This is a genomic window from Streptomyces sp. DT224, from assembly GCF_049844595.1.
GTDB lineage: Bacteria > Actinomycetota > Actinomycetes > Streptomycetales > Streptomycetaceae > Streptomyces.
On the sequence record NZ_JBNCLI010000001.1, the window covers coordinates 59,726 to 73,759 of the forward strand.

The 14,034-nt window shown below is 73.1% G+C and carries 13 protein-coding genes and 1 pseudogene; 5 read left to right on the forward strand and 9 right to left on the reverse strand.

The window, feature by feature from the left end:
• Positions 1–17: 17 nt before the first annotated feature.
• Positions 18–620, reverse strand: a complete 603-nt coding sequence (locus ACLQ2N_RS00265) for a response regulator (protein ID WP_425808948.1) — start codon at positions 618–620, stop codon at positions 18–20.
• Between the two features lie 125 nt (positions 621–745).
• A complete protein-coding gene (locus ACLQ2N_RS00270; protein ID WP_425808272.1) occupies positions 746–2,029 on the reverse strand; it encodes a sensor histidine kinase in 1,284 nt (427 codons plus the stop codon).
• A gap of 133 nt (positions 2,030–2,162) precedes the next feature.
• Here ACLQ2N_RS00270 and ACLQ2N_RS00275 point away from each other — a divergent pair, with 133 nt between their 5' ends.
• Together ACLQ2N_RS00275 and ACLQ2N_RS00280 are read left to right on the forward strand one after the other, a co-directional pair.
• Positions 2,163–3,071: an ABC transporter ATP-binding protein gene (locus ACLQ2N_RS00275; RefSeq protein ID WP_425808273.1), complete on the forward strand. Its 909-nt coding sequence runs from the start codon at positions 2,163–2,165 to the stop codon at positions 3,069–3,071.
• Positions 3,068–3,916: an ABC transporter permease gene (locus tag ACLQ2N_RS00280; protein ID WP_425808274.1), complete on the forward strand. Its 849-nt coding sequence runs from the start codon at positions 3,068–3,070 to the stop codon at positions 3,914–3,916. The genes ACLQ2N_RS00275 and ACLQ2N_RS00280 overlap by 4 nt, the downstream gene beginning before the upstream one ends.
• An 18-nt stretch (positions 3,917–3,934) precedes the next feature.
• On the opposite strand, the gene ACLQ2N_RS00285 is transcribed toward ACLQ2N_RS00280, so the two are convergent.
• On the reverse strand, positions 3,935–4,864 hold the full coding sequence (locus ACLQ2N_RS00285) for an SDR family oxidoreductase (RefSeq protein WP_425808275.1): 930 nt from the start codon (positions 4,862–4,864) through the stop codon (positions 3,935–3,937).
• Between the two features lie 169 nt (positions 4,865–5,033).
• Between ACLQ2N_RS00285 and ACLQ2N_RS00290 the strand changes: the two genes are divergently transcribed.
• On the forward strand, positions 5,034–5,558 hold the full coding sequence (locus ACLQ2N_RS00290) for a TetR/AcrR family transcriptional regulator (protein WP_425808950.1): 525 nt from the start codon (positions 5,034–5,036) through the stop codon (positions 5,556–5,558).
• Between the two features lie 87 nt (positions 5,559–5,645).
• On the opposite strand, the gene ACLQ2N_RS00295 is transcribed toward ACLQ2N_RS00290, so the two are convergent.
• The gene (locus ACLQ2N_RS00295; RefSeq protein ID WP_425808276.1) at positions 5,646–7,460 is read right to left on the reverse strand and encodes a coagulation factor 5/8 type domain-containing protein; all 1,815 of its coding nucleotides are present in this window, start codon (positions 7,458–7,460) and stop codon (positions 5,646–5,648) included.
• Between the two features lie 298 nt (positions 7,461–7,758).
• On the opposite strand from ACLQ2N_RS00295, the gene ACLQ2N_RS00300 reads away from it, so the two are divergent.
• Entirely contained in the window at positions 7,759–8,391 is a 633-nt protein-coding gene (locus ACLQ2N_RS00300; protein WP_425808277.1) for a class I SAM-dependent DNA methyltransferase, read from the forward strand.
• A gap of 60 nt (positions 8,392–8,451) precedes the next feature.
• Here the strand turns inward: ACLQ2N_RS00300 and ACLQ2N_RS00305 are convergent, their stop codons facing one another.
• Together ACLQ2N_RS00305 and ACLQ2N_RS00310 are read right to left on the reverse strand one after the other, a co-directional pair.
• A complete protein-coding gene (locus tag ACLQ2N_RS00305) occupies positions 8,452–8,994 on the reverse strand; it encodes a TetR/AcrR family transcriptional regulator (RefSeq protein WP_425808278.1) in 543 nt (180 codons plus the stop codon).
• 19 nt (positions 8,995–9,013) lie between these two features.
• On the reverse strand, positions 9,014–9,592 hold the full coding sequence (locus tag ACLQ2N_RS00310) for a sugar O-acetyltransferase (RefSeq protein ID WP_425808279.1): 579 nt from the start codon (positions 9,590–9,592) through the stop codon (positions 9,014–9,016).
• A 130-nt stretch (positions 9,593–9,722) separates the two neighbouring features.
• On the opposite strand from ACLQ2N_RS00310, the gene ACLQ2N_RS00315 reads away from it, so the two are divergent.
• Positions 9,723–10,940, forward strand: coding sequence for an MFS transporter (locus ACLQ2N_RS00315; RefSeq protein ID WP_425808280.1), 1,218 nt, complete (start codon positions 9,723–9,725; stop codon positions 10,938–10,940).
• A gap of 13 nt (positions 10,941–10,953) precedes the next feature.
• Here the strand turns inward: ACLQ2N_RS00315 and thrS are convergent.
• The 3 genes and pseudogenes from thrS to ACLQ2N_RS00330 all read right to left on the reverse strand — a co-directional run.
• Positions 10,954–12,186 (reverse strand): annotated as a pseudogene (gene thrS / locus ACLQ2N_RS00320) (threonine--tRNA ligase); the annotation flags it as partial.
• A 207-nt stretch (positions 12,187–12,393) separates the two neighbouring features.
• Positions 12,394–13,101 carry a class F sortase gene (locus ACLQ2N_RS00325; RefSeq protein WP_425808281.1) on the reverse strand — a complete coding sequence of 236 codons (708 nt, stop codon included), beginning with the start codon at positions 13,099–13,101 and terminating at the stop codon, positions 12,394–12,396.
• Between the two features lie 121 nt (positions 13,102–13,222).
• On the reverse strand, positions 13,223–13,972 hold the full coding sequence (locus tag ACLQ2N_RS00330) for a hypothetical protein (protein ID WP_425808282.1): 750 nt from the start codon (positions 13,970–13,972) through the stop codon (positions 13,223–13,225).
• Positions 13,973–14,034: the final 62 nt, after the last annotated feature.

Here is a 14,034-nt window from a genome sequence, read left to right on the forward strand (position 1 = left end):
TCCGGCCGCAGCCTCCGTCACCGCCCCGGGGACACCAGTCCCGCCTCGTACGCGATGATGACCAGCTGCACCCTGTCCCGCGCGCCCAGCTTGGCGAGCAGGCGGGTGAGATACGTCTTCGCCGTGGCGACGCTGATGACCAGGCGCTCGGCGATCTCCGCGTTCGAGAGCCCGCCGCCGACCAGCACCAGCACCTCCCGCTCCCGGTCGGTGATCGCGGCCAGCGGTGCCGGGGCCGGAGCGGAGGGCGAGGGACGGGCCGCGAACTCCTTGATCAGCCGCCGGGTGACGCCCGGGGCGATCAGTCCGTCGCCGGACGCCACCACCCGGACCGCCGCCAGGATGTCGTCCAGCGCCATGTCCTTGACCAGGAACCCGGCCGCCCCGGCACGCAGCGCCCCGTACACGTAATCGTCGTCGTCAAAGGTCGTCAGGACCACCACATGCGCCGCGCCGCCCTGCGCGGCGATCCGCTCGGTGGCCTCGATGCCGTCCATGCCGGGCATCCGGATGTCCATCACGACGACGTCCGGAGCCAGCCGGGCGGTCAGCCGGACCGCCTCCTCGCCCGTCCCCGCCTCGCCGACCACCTCGATGTCCGGGGTGTCCGCCATGACCATGCGCAACGCCGCCCGCACCAGCGGCTGGTCGTCCGCGAGCACGACGCGGACCGGGGGAGGGGCGGCCACCGCACCGCCCACGTCCTGGACGCTGTCCCCGGGCGCGCCGGGGCGTCCGCCGCCGCTCATGCCGCCGCTCCCGGCACCGGCTCCTGCCCCGGCGGCGCGGACACCGCATCCCGGGCACGCTCCGGCGCGGGCACCGGCAGACGGGCGGTGACCCGGAAGCCTCCGCCCGGGGCCGGCGCGGCGGCGAACTCGCCGTGCAGCAGCGCCACCCGCTCCCGCATCCCGGCCAGGCCGAATCCGGGGGCCGCGCCGCGCCCCGTGCCGCGGCCCACGCCCCGGCCCCGGTCCGTGATCTCCACGGTCAGCTCCTCTTCGCCGTACTCGACGCGGACCCGGCAGGCGTCGGTCTCCGCATGGCGCACCACGTTGGTCACCGATTCCTGGACGATCCGGAACGCCGACAGCTCCAACTCCGCCGGCAGCGCGCGGCGTTCCCCCCGCCATTCCACCTCGACCCGTACCCCGGCGGCGGTCGTGGCCCGGGCGAGCCGGTCGACGTCGGCCAGGCCCTCGGCGGGGCGCAGCGGCGCGTCCTCGCGCCCCGCCGGGTCCTGGCCGGGCCCGGTCTCCCGGAGCGCGCCCAGCATCCGGCGCAGCCCCGAGAGCGTCTCCCGGCCCGCCGCCTCCACCGCGCTCATCGCCTCGCGCGCGGCGTCCGGCTGGGTGTGCACGACCCTGGCCGCCGCGCCCGCCTGGAGGGCGATGATGCCGACGCTGTGGGCCACCACGTCGTGCATCTCGCGGGCGATGCGCAGCCGTTCGGCGACGAGGGCCCGGTCCGTGGCCCGGGCTGTCAGGTCCGCGTCGTGCTTGCGGCTCTCGTGCACCGAGCGGCCCACCAGCCAGGCGACGACCGCCGTGAGGGCGACGGCCAGCTCCGCCGACGTACCGGCGGGCCACCTGGCGAGCACCCGGCCGCCGACGAACGCGACCAGGGCGGTCACCGACATGACGAGGGCGAGGACGCCCGTGCGCAGCGGGCGGGCGGCGGCCGTGAAGTACAGGGCGACGTCGACGGCCAGGAACTGCGCCAGGGGTATCTCCGCCACTCCGATCGGCATGGTGGCGAGCGCGGAGGCGGCGAGCAGCACCGCCATGGCGCCCAGCGGGCGCCGGGTGAGCCACCGGCAGCCGGCCATGAGTAGCGCCGTGGACAGCAGGTGGGTCAGCAGGCCGTCCCAGCGGTAGAAGAGGACCCCGGGCAGGACCGAGGCCCGATGCTCGCCGGGCAGCCGGACCCGCATGAGGAGGGTGAGCACCATGCCCGCGAACCAGGCGGCCGCCACCCACGCGCCGGGTGGGACGCGCTTGAGCAGGGGCAGGACAGGTGAGCTGGACATGCGCCGAGCGTAACCAGCGCCGAACCCCCGCGCATCGGCCCATGGTTGTACACCCACGGGTGCAGTCCGGCCCGCCCGGATGTCAGCGACGGCCCGACGACACCGCCCGGTCGCGGCCCGCAGGGTGGGACCCGTGATCGAAGCCAACGGACTGACCAAGCGATACGGCGGCGCCACCGCCGTGGACGACCTGACCTTCACCGTCCGGCCGGGCGAGGTGACCGGCTTCCTCGGGCCCAACGGGGCGGGCAAGACCACCACCCTGCGCATGCTCCTGGGCCTGGTCGGGCCGACCTCCGGAACGGCCACCGTCCGGGGCCGCCCCTTCCGCGACCACCCGCGCGGACTGCGCCACGTCGGCGCCCTGCTCGACGCGGGCGACGTCCACGGCGGCCGTTCCGCCCGCGCCCATCTCGCCGTGCTGGCCCGGAGCAACGGCATCCCCCGCGCCCGGGTCGACGGGGTCCTCGAAGAGGTGGGTCTCGCGGCAGCGGCCCGCCGTCGCGTCGCCGGCTTCTCGCTCGGGATGCGCCAGCGCCTCGGCATCGCCACGGCCCTGCTCGGCGACCCGCCCGTCCTGCTCTTCGACGAACCCCTCAACGGCCTCGACCCGGAAGGCGTGCTGTGGGTGCGCGGACTCTTCCGCCGCCTCGCCGCCGAAGGCCGTACCGTCTTCGTCTCCAGCCACCTGATGACCGAGATGGAGCACACCGCCGACCGGCTCGTCGTCATCGGGCGCGGATCGCTCATCGCGGCCGAGAGCCTGAGCGCCTTCGCCGCCCGCTCCGCCCGGCGCAGCGTCACCGTACGCACCCCGGACGCGGCGGACCTGACGCCGCTGCTGACCGCCGAAGGCGCCTCGGTGGCCGGGGACGGCGACCGGCTCACGGTGACCGGGCTCCCCGCCGAGCGCATCGGCGAACTCGCCCTGCGCCACCGGGTCCTGCTCCACGAACTGACGGCTTTCGGCGCCTCGCTGGAGGAGGCGTTCATGGAACTCACCGCGGACAGCGTCCAGTACCCGGCAGGAGACCCCCGATGACCACGGCGACCGCAACCCCCGTCACGCGCGTCGAGGCCCGCGCGCGCTTCACCGACCTGATCGCCGCCGAGTGGCTGAAGACGTGGTCGCTGCGTTCGACACCCTGGCTGTACGCGCTCAGCGCACTGGCCGTCGTCGCGTTCAACACCGGTACGGCCTACGACCACTACACGTACTGGTACCAGTACGACAGGGGCAGTCAGGAGTTCTTCGTCAGCCACCGCCTGGCGCTGGTCGACGCCTTCACCGACAACTCCGCCCTGGTGCTGGTCCTGGCGCTGGCCGCGATCGGCGCCGTGTCGGTCACCGGCGAGTACGGGACCGGGCTCATCCGCACGACGTTCACCGCCGTACCCGCCCGGCGCTCGGTGATGGCCGCCAAGGTCCTCGTACTCGCCGCCGTCACCACGGCCTTCGGCGTGCTCGTCGCCGCCGCCTCCTTCGCCTCGACCCGGGCGATCCTGTCCGGACGCGGCGCCTCGGTCTCCCTCGGCGACCCCGGAACGCTCCAGGTCCTCGCCGCTTCCGCGCTGCTCGCCCCGGTCGCCGCGCTCACGGGTCTCGCGCTCGGCACGGTGATCCGGCACACGGGGGCGTCGATCGTGGCGTGCGTGGTGGTGCTGCTCCTGCTGCCCATGGTCCTCAGCGACCGCCGCCACCTGACGGCGGTGCTCCGGCACACCCTGCCGTTCAGCGCCTGGGACCGCCTGGCGGGCGGGGCCCTTCCGCAGCCCCCGCCCGAGCTCTACCCGTGGTCGGAGGCGGGCGCCTGGACGGTCTACGTCCTGTGGGCGCTGGTCGCGGGGGCCGTGGCGGTGTGCGCGGTGCACCGCCGCGACCAGTGAGGGCGGCGGGGCTTCGCGTCACGCCCCCGGCGCGCCGAAGTAGTGCCCCTGGTCCAGGTCCTCGATGAGCCCGGGACCGGCCGGCTTCCAGCCGAAGCGGTCGCGGGTCAGCGCGCTGGAGGCGGGCGAGTCGAGGCCCACCATGCCGGCCAGCCAGCCGAAGTGGCCGGCCGCGTCCTCGGGGGCGACGGAGGCCGTGGGGACGCCGAGGTGGCGGCCGATGGTCTCGGCGACGGACCGCAGCGCGACGCCCTCCTCGGCCGCGGCGTGCAGCGTGGAGCCGGCGGGCGCCTGTTCCAGGGCCAGCCGGAACAGGTGGGCGGCGTCCGCGCGGTGGGCGGCCGGCCAGCGCTGGGAGCCGTCGCCGACGTAGCCGGAGACGCCCTTGGCGCGGGCGGTGGCCACGAGGCCGGCGACGAAGCCCTGGTCGCCGTCGCCGTGCACCGTCGGGGGCAGCCGGACGACGGACGAGCGGACGTCGCGGGAGGCGAGGGCGATCGTCGCCCGCGCGTTGTCCTGGCGGCCGCCCGGGCCCCCGGCGGGCGCGTCCGGGGCGGCGCTCTGCCCGTCCTCCTCGGTCCCGACCCGGCCCGGGGCCAGCCCGAGGAGCCCGGACGCGATGACGAAGGGCTTGCCGGAGCCGGCGAGCGCGTCGCCGAAGGCGTCGATGGCCTTCCGGTCCGCGTCGGTGGCCCCCTGGAAGTCCCCGGAGAACGCGATGTCGTGCTTGAACGCGAGGTGGACGACCCCGTCCGCTTCCGAGGCCGCCTCGCGCAGCACGTCCAGGTCGTCCAGCGATCCGCGCCGCACTTCGGCCCCGGCGGCGGTCAGCGCCTCGGCCGAGGCGTCCGACCGGGCGAGGCCGACGACCTGGTGGCCCGCCCCGATGAGCTCGGGGACGACCGCGGAACCGATCCAGCCGGACGCGCCGGTGATGAATACACGCATGAGAAACCTCCTGGAACAGGCTGATGATCCGGGCAGCCGGAGACCCGGCCGACCCTCGATGTCAGCGACTGTCATCAGCCTAGCTCTGATGTCAGTGACTGTCATCCCATAGACTCGCCGTATGGGTCGATGGGAGCCGAACGCACGCGGCAGGCTGGAGCAGGCCGCCATGGAGCTCTACGCCGAGCGGGGCTACGAGCAGACGACCGTGACCGAGATCGCCAAGCGGGCCGGGCTCACGGAACGCACGTTCTTCCGGCACTACGCGGACAAGCGCGAGGTGCTGTTCGCGGGCTCCGCCCTGCTCCAGGAACGCCTGGTGAGCGGCCTCGCCGCGGCACCCCCGTCCGCACCCCCGATGGACGCGGTGGCGGCGGCGCTCCAGGCGGCCGCGGCCGTGTTCGACGAGCGCCACGGGCAGGCCATGCGACGGCAGCGGATCATCGCGGCCAACGCGGAGCTCCAGGAGCGCGAGCTGGTCAAGCTCGCGTCGCTCGCCGCGGCGATGGGGGAGGCCCTGAAGGCGCGCGGCGTCAGCGAACCGGCGGCGAGTCTGGCGGCCGAGGCGGGGATCGCCGTCTTCAAGGTCGCCTTCGAGCGCTGGATCGACACCACCGGGGTGCGCGGCCTGGGCGCGTTCGTCCTGGAAGGGCTCGCCGGACTCGCATCCCTGATGGCGGGCGGCCGGCCCTGACACGGCGACGCCCGCCCCGTCGGCAGTGACGGAGCGGGCGTCTTCGCGGAGGACTCCGACGAGCGGAGTCCCATACCGGTCAGCGGCTTACGGGAACGACACCACCTGCGACGGGACGGTCTCCGTCCCCGAGGTCGGGGCGCCCGTGTCGTTGATGACGTGGTTGTACTGGCCCTGGCCGCCGAGTGAGACGACGAGCAGGTCGTGGAACTTCACGCCTGCCTTGACCGGGGCCTCGAAGCCGTGGTCCTGGCGGATGCCGGGGTCGACGTTGAAGTAGCAGTAGCTGCCCAGTCCCCAGCCCTCGTGGGTGGTGACCGAGTCGTCCACCTTGTAGGCGGCGTAGCCCTTGACGTCACCGTTCTGGACGGCGTCCTGATTCGGCGCGTCGTACGCCTTCTCGTTCTGGAAGAAGATCGTCTTGCCGTTCTCGCCGGACCAGCGGACGTCGTACTTGTTGAAGTGCTCGACGAAGAGCCCGGTGGCCAGGACGTTGTCGCCGTTGACCTGGAGGCCGTAGTCGGAGCGGTTGGTCTCCCAGCCGATGCCCTCGCCGTGGTCGGCGCGCCAGAGCCAGGTGTGGTCGATGATCGTGTCGTTGCTGTTGATCACCATGCCCGTGGTCGCCTTGCCGGCGCCCGCGCCGCCGACCCGGACGAACACGTCCTGGACGCTGGTCGGATTGTCCGCGTGGCTCGCGGAGGCGCCCTCGGGGCCGACCTCGACCAGGGTGTCGCTGTTGGTGGTGCCGGCGTCCACGAGCAGACCGGCCAGCTTCACGCCGTCCACGTCACCGACCTTGAGGGCGGTGACCCCGTTGTCGGGGACGATCGTGGCGAGGCCGAGGCCCAGCACGACGGTGTTGGCGCGGTCGATGTCGATCGTCTGGTCGACGTGGTAGATCCCGGGCGTGAACAGCAGGTGCAGGCCTTGGTCCACCGCCGCGTTGATCGTCTCCGCGCTGGCACCCGGCTTCACCACGTAGAACTGGTCGAGCGGGATGGACTCGCCCTGCGGGGCTCCGTTGGCCCACGAGACACCGCGCGCGTTGGTGCGCTTGGCGGGGACGAAGACCTTGTAGTCGTTGCCGTCCAGGTAGAGGAACGGCTTCTCGCGGGAGACCGGGGTGTTCTCGAGTGTGGTGTACGGCGGTTCGGGGAAGCTCTGCGCCGGGGCGCCCTCGACACCGGAGAACGTCATGTTCCAGACGCCGTTGCCCCAGCTGCCGATGGAGCTGTCGCGGGTGTACCACTGCTGCTGCGAGTACGGGCCGACCTGGCCGTCGATCTTGCTGTCGGCGATGTAGCCGCCGCTCGCCCAGCCGTAGCCGTTCGGGGCGAGGTTGAGGCCGCCCTTGACGTGCATCCGGCGGAACGGCGCGGCCTGCGAGACCGCCCAGCGGTCGGTGCCGCTGACCGGGTTAAGCGCCAGGTTCTCCGCCGAACGCCAGAAGTTCTGCGTGGCGTTGCCGTTGAACCAGCCCGCGTCCACGGTGACATCACCGTTGAACGTCGTGTCGTCGGGGTTCAGCCCGAGACCGGCGATCGACGTGTAGAAGCCGATCTGCGCGTTGATGTTGTCGTACGTGCCCGGCTTGAAGAGCAGCGCGTAGCGGCCGTCACCGAACTGCGCCGACTCCTGCTTCTTGAACACCTCGTCGACCTTGGCCTGGATGTCCGGCGTGGACGGGTCGAACACCATGACGTTGGGCCCGAGATCGCCGCCGCCCTCGACGGCCTGCGCGTCCTGCCCGAAGGCGGTCTGCGCCGTGGGGACGGCCATGAGCAGCGACACGGCGAACGCGGCGAACCCGAAGGCCCTGCCCCGGCGCCTGCGGCGGGATGGTGCGGTGGAGGTGGGTGTGGGGGGTGTGGTGAGGGCTTCCGTGGGGGGAAGGTGCATGGACGTACGTCTCCTGGGTCTTGGTGCGGGTGACGCGACGAACGGCCCGGCGAATGGCTCAGAGAGCGCTCTCCGGTGGGTGTCGATGGTTCCGCTGTTACCCGGGACACGTCAAGAGGTGTGCGTCGGGAGCCTGGACCGAACCGCGCTGCACGCAACAAATAAGGTCTGGGGCACGGCAATTGACCCGATCTGTGGTCAGTTCGGAGTGCGCTTGCGTTCAGGAGCTGACGGTGACCGCCCGGGAGCGCGGGGTGCCCGGACCTCACCGGCGTCACCACCCCTTAGGGTCGTACGGATGACCGAACTCGACGCGACCCGCGCCTACTACGACACCGTCGCCGAGGACTATGCCGCCCGCGTTCCCGGCCTCTTCGCCGAGGACGTGCCGGGACGCGCGCTGATCGGCGCGTTCGCGGAGGAGGTCCGCGCGGACGGCGGGCTCCCCGTCGCGGATCTCGGCTGCGGGCCGGGTCATGTGACGGCCCATCTGGCCGGCCTGGGGCTGAGCGTCCACGGTGTGGACGTGTCGCCGCGCATGGTGGACGCCGCCCGGCGCCGCCACCCGGACCTGCGCTTCGAGACCGGGGCCATGGACGCGCTCGGGCTGCCGGACGGCGGCCTCGGCGGGATCGTCGCCTGGTGGTCCATCCTGCACACGCCGCCGGACCGGCTCCCGGGCCTCTTCGCGGAGTTCCGCCGCGTCCTGGCGCCCGGCGGCCGGCTGCTGCTGGGGTTCCACGCCGGCGACGGGGAGCCTTACACCTCGGAGAAGCGTGCCGGCGGATTCGCGTACGCCATCCACCTGCTGTCACCCGACCGGGTTGTCGGACAACTGGAGGAGGCCGGATTCGCCGTCACCGCCCGGCTGACCACCCCGGGCGCGAGGTGGCCCCAGGTGTGCGTGCTGGCCCGGGCGGCCGGTGCGTGAGGGGCGACCTGGCCGGCACCTCGGTCAGGTGGGGTGCCGGCCAGGGTCTGTGGACGCGCGTCAGGCGCGCGTGATGCGGGCGATGGCCTCGACGGTCAGGGCGCGGTCGTGCGGTTCGGTCTCCAGCGCGCGATGGATGGAGAGGCCCTCGATCAGCGCGTCGAGCTGACGGGCCGTCGCCGGGTCGAAGTGCCATTCCAGGGCGACCCGGCTGCGGCGCATCCACTCGCGGGTCAGCTCGCGGTAGGCGGGCTTGCGGGCGGCGAGGGTGTACAGCTCGTGCGTGAGGACCAGTTCGCGCTGGTTGCCGCCGGACAGATGGTGGACCAGATCGGCGACCGCCTCGCGCGCCTCGTCCTGCGTGGCGGCGGCGCCCAGACGCTCCTCGAAGACGGCGACGATGCCGCTGGAGAAGCGGGTGAACGCCTCCCGCAGCAGCTCGTCCATGCCGGCGAAGTGGTACGTCATCGAGCCGAGCGGGACCCCGGCGCGCGCGGCGACCTTGCGGTGCGAGGTCCCGGCGACCCCCTCGGCCGCGATCAGGTCGAGCGCGGCGGTGATGATGCGCTCCCGCCGCTCGGGGTCGTTCTGTCCGGTCGCCACACTCTGTTCCTCGTCGTCCCTAGATCGAACGGATCACCCGGGCCGGATTGCCCACGGCGACCACGTTGGCGGGGATGTCCCTGGTGACCACGGCCCCCGCTCCGATGACGCTGTTGTCCCCGATGGTCACCCCGGCCAGCACGATCGCCCCACCGCCGAGCCAGACATTGTCGCCGATCGTGATGGGCCGCGCCGCCTCCAGCTTGTCCCGGCGGGGCTCCGGCTCCACCGGGTGCGTGGGCGTCAGCAACTGGACGTTCGGCCCGATCTGGCAGTCGCGGCCGATGGCGATCGGCGCGACGTCCAGCGCGGTGAGGTTGTAGTTGATGAACGTGTCCTCGCCGACCGTGATGTACGAGCCGTAGTCGACGTACAGCGGCGGCCGGATGTGTGCTCCCGCGCCGAGGCCGCCGAGGAGTTCGGCGACGACGGGCTGCGCCGCGTCCGGGTCCTCGGCGTAGGCCGCGAGGTAGCGGGCGGCCAGCCGCACGGCCCGCTTCTGGGCCTCGACGATCTGCGGGTCGTCCGCGATGTACAGGTCTCCGGCGAGCATCCGCTCGTGGTTCGTACGCGGATCGCCCGCGAAGTAGTCCGTCATGGGTACGATCGTACACTCCAGGCGTACGATCGTACGCTCGTGGCGTCCGCCGCTTTTCGGCCGCCACTTCTCCCGTCCGCCGCTTCTCCCGGCCACCACTTCTCCCGACCGTCTGACGAGGCCCCGCTGTATGGATGCCGCCACACGCCGCTGGCGTGCCGCCCTGTTCCTCTTCATGCTCGCCGCAGGTACCGGCATGGCCTCCTGGGTCGCGCGCACCCCGGCCGTCCGGGACGGGCTCGACGTGTCCACCGGCGCGATGGGCCTGGTGCTGTTCGGGCTGTCCACCGGTTCGATGGCCGGTGTCATGGCGTCCGGGCCCCTGGTACGGCGCCGAGGGGGACGGACGACGATCCTCGGCGGGGTCGCCCTGATCGTCGCCGGGCTGCTGGTCGTCGCGGCCGGCACCGCCCTCTCGCTCGCCGCCGTGGTCTTCGCGGGACTGGCCCTGTTCGGCGGCGGGATGGGGATGAGCGAGGTGGCGTTCAACATTGAGGGCGCCGCCGTCGAGACCGCCATCGGCCGGCCCGTCCTGCCGGTGCTGCACGGCTGCTTCAGCCTGGGCACCGTCGTCGGAGCGCTCCTCGGCATGGCGTTGACGGCGGCCGCGTTCCCCGTCGGATGGCATCTGACACTCGTCGCGGTCCTGATAGCCGCGGCCGGTACGCGGGCGGTCCTCGCCATCCCGCCCGGCACCGGCAAGGAGGACGCACCGGCCGCGGGCGGGGGGCCGGGCGGCCTGCGGGGCCAGCTGCACGTGTGGCGGGACCGGCAGCTCGTCCTGATCGGCGTGATCGTGCTGGCGATGGCCTTCGCGGAGGGTGCGGCCAACGACTGGCTGCCGCTGCTGATGGTCGACGGGTACGACGTGAGCCCCACGGCGGGCTCGCTGACCTTCCTGGTCTTCGCCGCCTCGATGACCCTGGGCCGGCTGGCCGGCGGCCCCTTCCTGGAGCGGTTCGGCCGGGCGCTGGTCGTCCGGGTCAGCGGCCTGACCGCGGCGCTGGGCCTGGCGGTGGTGATCGTCGCCCCGAGCCCCCTGATGGCGGGCGCCGCGACGGTGCTGTGGGGGCTCGGCGCCTCGCTCGGCTTCCCGGTCACGGTGTCCGCCGCGGGCGACCACCCGACGGACGCCGCCGCACGGGTGGCCGCCGTCTCCACGGCGGGTTACGGCGCCTTCCTGGTCGGCCCGCCCGCCCTCGGCTTCCTCGCCGACCACATCGGCCTGCGGCTCACGATGACCGTGGTCCTGGCGTTGGTGGCCGTGGCGGCGCTGCTGGCCGGGGCGCTGGGCCCCGGCCGCGAGAGCGGCGCGACCGGGACGCAGGCCGCGCCCGTCGCGCGGTGACGAGGCCGCTCACTCACGCCTCCTCGCCCCACAGCGCGGTGCTGTGCGCGGCGGTCAGCGCGGCGATCCGGGACAGCGCGTCCCCGGCCGGCAACGGGGCGAGCCGGCGGCCGTCGCGCAGACGGAGGGCGACGAGCCCGTCGGCCGCCTCCGCCGCGCCGATCACCACCTGGTACGGCACCAGCCTGGCCTCCCGGATCCGGGCGCCCAGGCTGCCGCGCTCCCGGCCGCTGATCTCCGCGCGCAGCCCCAGCTCCGCGCACCGCACGGCCAGCGCCTCCGCGTCCGGGAGCTCGGCGTCGGACACCGGCAGGACCGCCAGCTGTTTCGGGGCGAGCCAGGCCGGGAAGGCGCCGCCGTGCTGCTCGATGAGGTGGGCGACGGCCCGCTCGACGCTGCCGATGATGGAGCGGTGCACCATGACCGGGCGGTGCTTCGCCCCGTCGGCGCCGATGTAGTGGAGGTCGAAGCGCTCCGGCTGGTGGAAGTCGGCCTGCACGGTGGACAGGGTGAACTCGCGGCCCGCCGCGTCCTCGACCTGTACGTCGATCTTCGGCCCGTAGAACGCGGCCTCGCCCTCCGCCGCCTCGTACGGCAGCCCCGACGCCTCCAGCACCTCGGTCAGCAGCGCGGTGGAGCGCCGCCACAGCTCGGGGGCGGCGACGTACTTCCCGCCCGGCCCCGGCAGCGAGAGCCGGAAGCGGGCCGCGCGGACGCCCATCGCCTCGTACGCCCGGAGGATCATGTCGAGCGCGCCGCGCGCCTCGTCGGCGACCTGCTCCACGGTGCAGAAGATGTGCGCGTCGTTCAGCTGGATGGAGCGCACCCGGGTCAGCCCGCCGAGCACCCCGGACAGCTCCGCGCGGTACATCCCGCCCAGCTCCGCCATCCGCAGCGGCAGTTCGCGGTAGCTGTGCGCCCGGGAGCGGTAGATCACCGCGTGGTGCGGGCACAGGCTGGGCCGCAGCACCAGCTGCTGTCCTTCGCCCAGGTCCATCGGCGGGAACATGTCGTCGCTGTAGTGCGCCCAGTGCCCCGAGCGTTCGTACAGCTCCCGTTTGCCGAGCACCGGCGAGTACACGTGGCGGTAGCCGGCCCGCCGCTCGGCGCCCCGGATGTACTCCTCCAGGGTGTGCCGCAGCTCCGCCCCGTCCGGCAGCCAGTAGGGAAGTCCCGCGCCGATCAGCGGGTCGGTGTCGAACAGCTCCAGTTCACGGCCGAGTCTGCGGTGGTCGTGCATGGCGGTCTCCTCGCGTGGGAAGGGCGAGCAACCCCATGGATGAGCCCCGGGGCACTCGCCCCGGGGCTTTCGGACTGGTCAGCAGTCAGCGCGCCGGGACACTCTCCGGCGTCGTCGTGTTCATGGCGGCACGCTGCATGATTCCGACGCTACCAGCGCCCCGCGCCCGTGCGCCTCCGGTTTTCCCGCCCGTAGGCGGGGGAAGACCGCGGCTCACCCCTTCTTCACCGAGTCCAGGTGGGCGAAGACCACGACGTTGTCCTCGTAGTCCTTGGCCTTCCGGTCGTAGTCGCCGCCGCAGGTGATGAGCCGCAACTGGGCGTCCGGAGTGTCGGCGTACACCTTGTCGTCGGGGAAGTCCGCCTTGCTGAACGTCTCCACGGTGTCCACGGCGAACGTGGCCACCGTGCCGTCGGCGCGGGTGATGTCGACGGTCGCCCCGGGTTTGAGGAAGCGCAGCTGGAGGAAGACGGCCGGACCGGTCGTGGTGTCCACGTGGCCCGCCACGATCGACGTGCCCCGTTCGCCGGGCGTCGCACCGTCCTTGAACCAGCCGACCAGGTTCTTGTCGTTCGGCGGAGGCGCGTCGAGCCGCCCCGAAGGACCGATGGAGAGCGGGGTGAACGGCGCGTCCACCGCGATCGCCGGGATCCGCAGCCGCGTCGGCACCGAGCGCGGCAGCGAGGGCGTCGCGCTCGGGGCGGTCTTCGCGGAGGCCCCCGCCGACGGGGACGCGGCGGCGGACGCGGCTGCCGGTGGCGGGGCGGGTGCCTTGTCGTCGGCCGGCGAACCGATGGAGTGGTAGATCAGGGTCATGCCGAGACCGGCCGTCGCGAGGGGCCAGAACAGGGCCCGGCCGAGCGAGCCGGTGCGGGACGCGGCCCCGGGGGAGGGGGTTTCGGTGGTCTGCGGGGCGGCCATGGAGCACGTGCCTTTCGTCCGTACGGGGGCGTACGAGTGGGGAGGACCGGGGAAAACGCGGGCGCCGCGGCCACCGTCCGGAGAGGACGGCGACCGCGACGACAGAGGGCCCGCGGGCCGGTCAGGCCATCGCACCGCCGGACGCCTGACGGCGACGGAGCCGGTACGCGGCGACGCCGGCGCCACCGAGCAGCAGCAGCGAACCGGCCGCCAGACCACTGCCGGTCATCGCCATCGCGCCGCCACCGGTGTGCATGCCGCCGCTCGGCTTCTCCTCGTCCTTGTACTTGCCGCCCTCGTCCCCGGGCTGCCACTCCTTCGTGACGGTCTTCGACAGCGCGCCGCCGCCGGTGTGGACGCCGCCGTGCGGCTTGTCCTCGTCGTCCTTGCTGTACTTGCCGCCTTCGTCGTTGCCGGGCTGCCACTCCTTGGTGAGGGTGTTGGCGAGCGCGCCGCCGCCGGTGTGGACGCCGCCGTGCGGCTTGTCCTCGTCGTCCTTGCTGTACTTGCCGCCTTCGTCGTTGCCGGGCTGCCACTCCTTGGTGAGGGTGTTGGCGAGCGCGCCGCCGCCGGTGTGGACGCCGCCGTGCGGCTTGTCCTCGTCGTCCTTGCTGTACTTGCCGCCCTCGTCGTTGCCGGGCTGCCACTCCTTCGTGACGGTCTTCGACAGCGCGCCGCCACCGGTGTGCATGCCACCGTGCGGCTTGTCCTTCTTCCACTCGCCGTCGGAGTTGTCGTGCTCGTGGTCGGAGGCGGACGAGCCGCCGTGGTTCTGGTCGGCGGCGACGGTCATCGCGTAGGCCGAGGGAGTGGTGATGGTGAGGACCGCCGTGACGGCGGCCGAAGCGAACAGCGTGCGGGCAGAGCGCATCTGTACACATTTCCTTTCGTCGCCCCTGCGAGGAGTGACGACGTGTCCGCTCCTGGTGACGC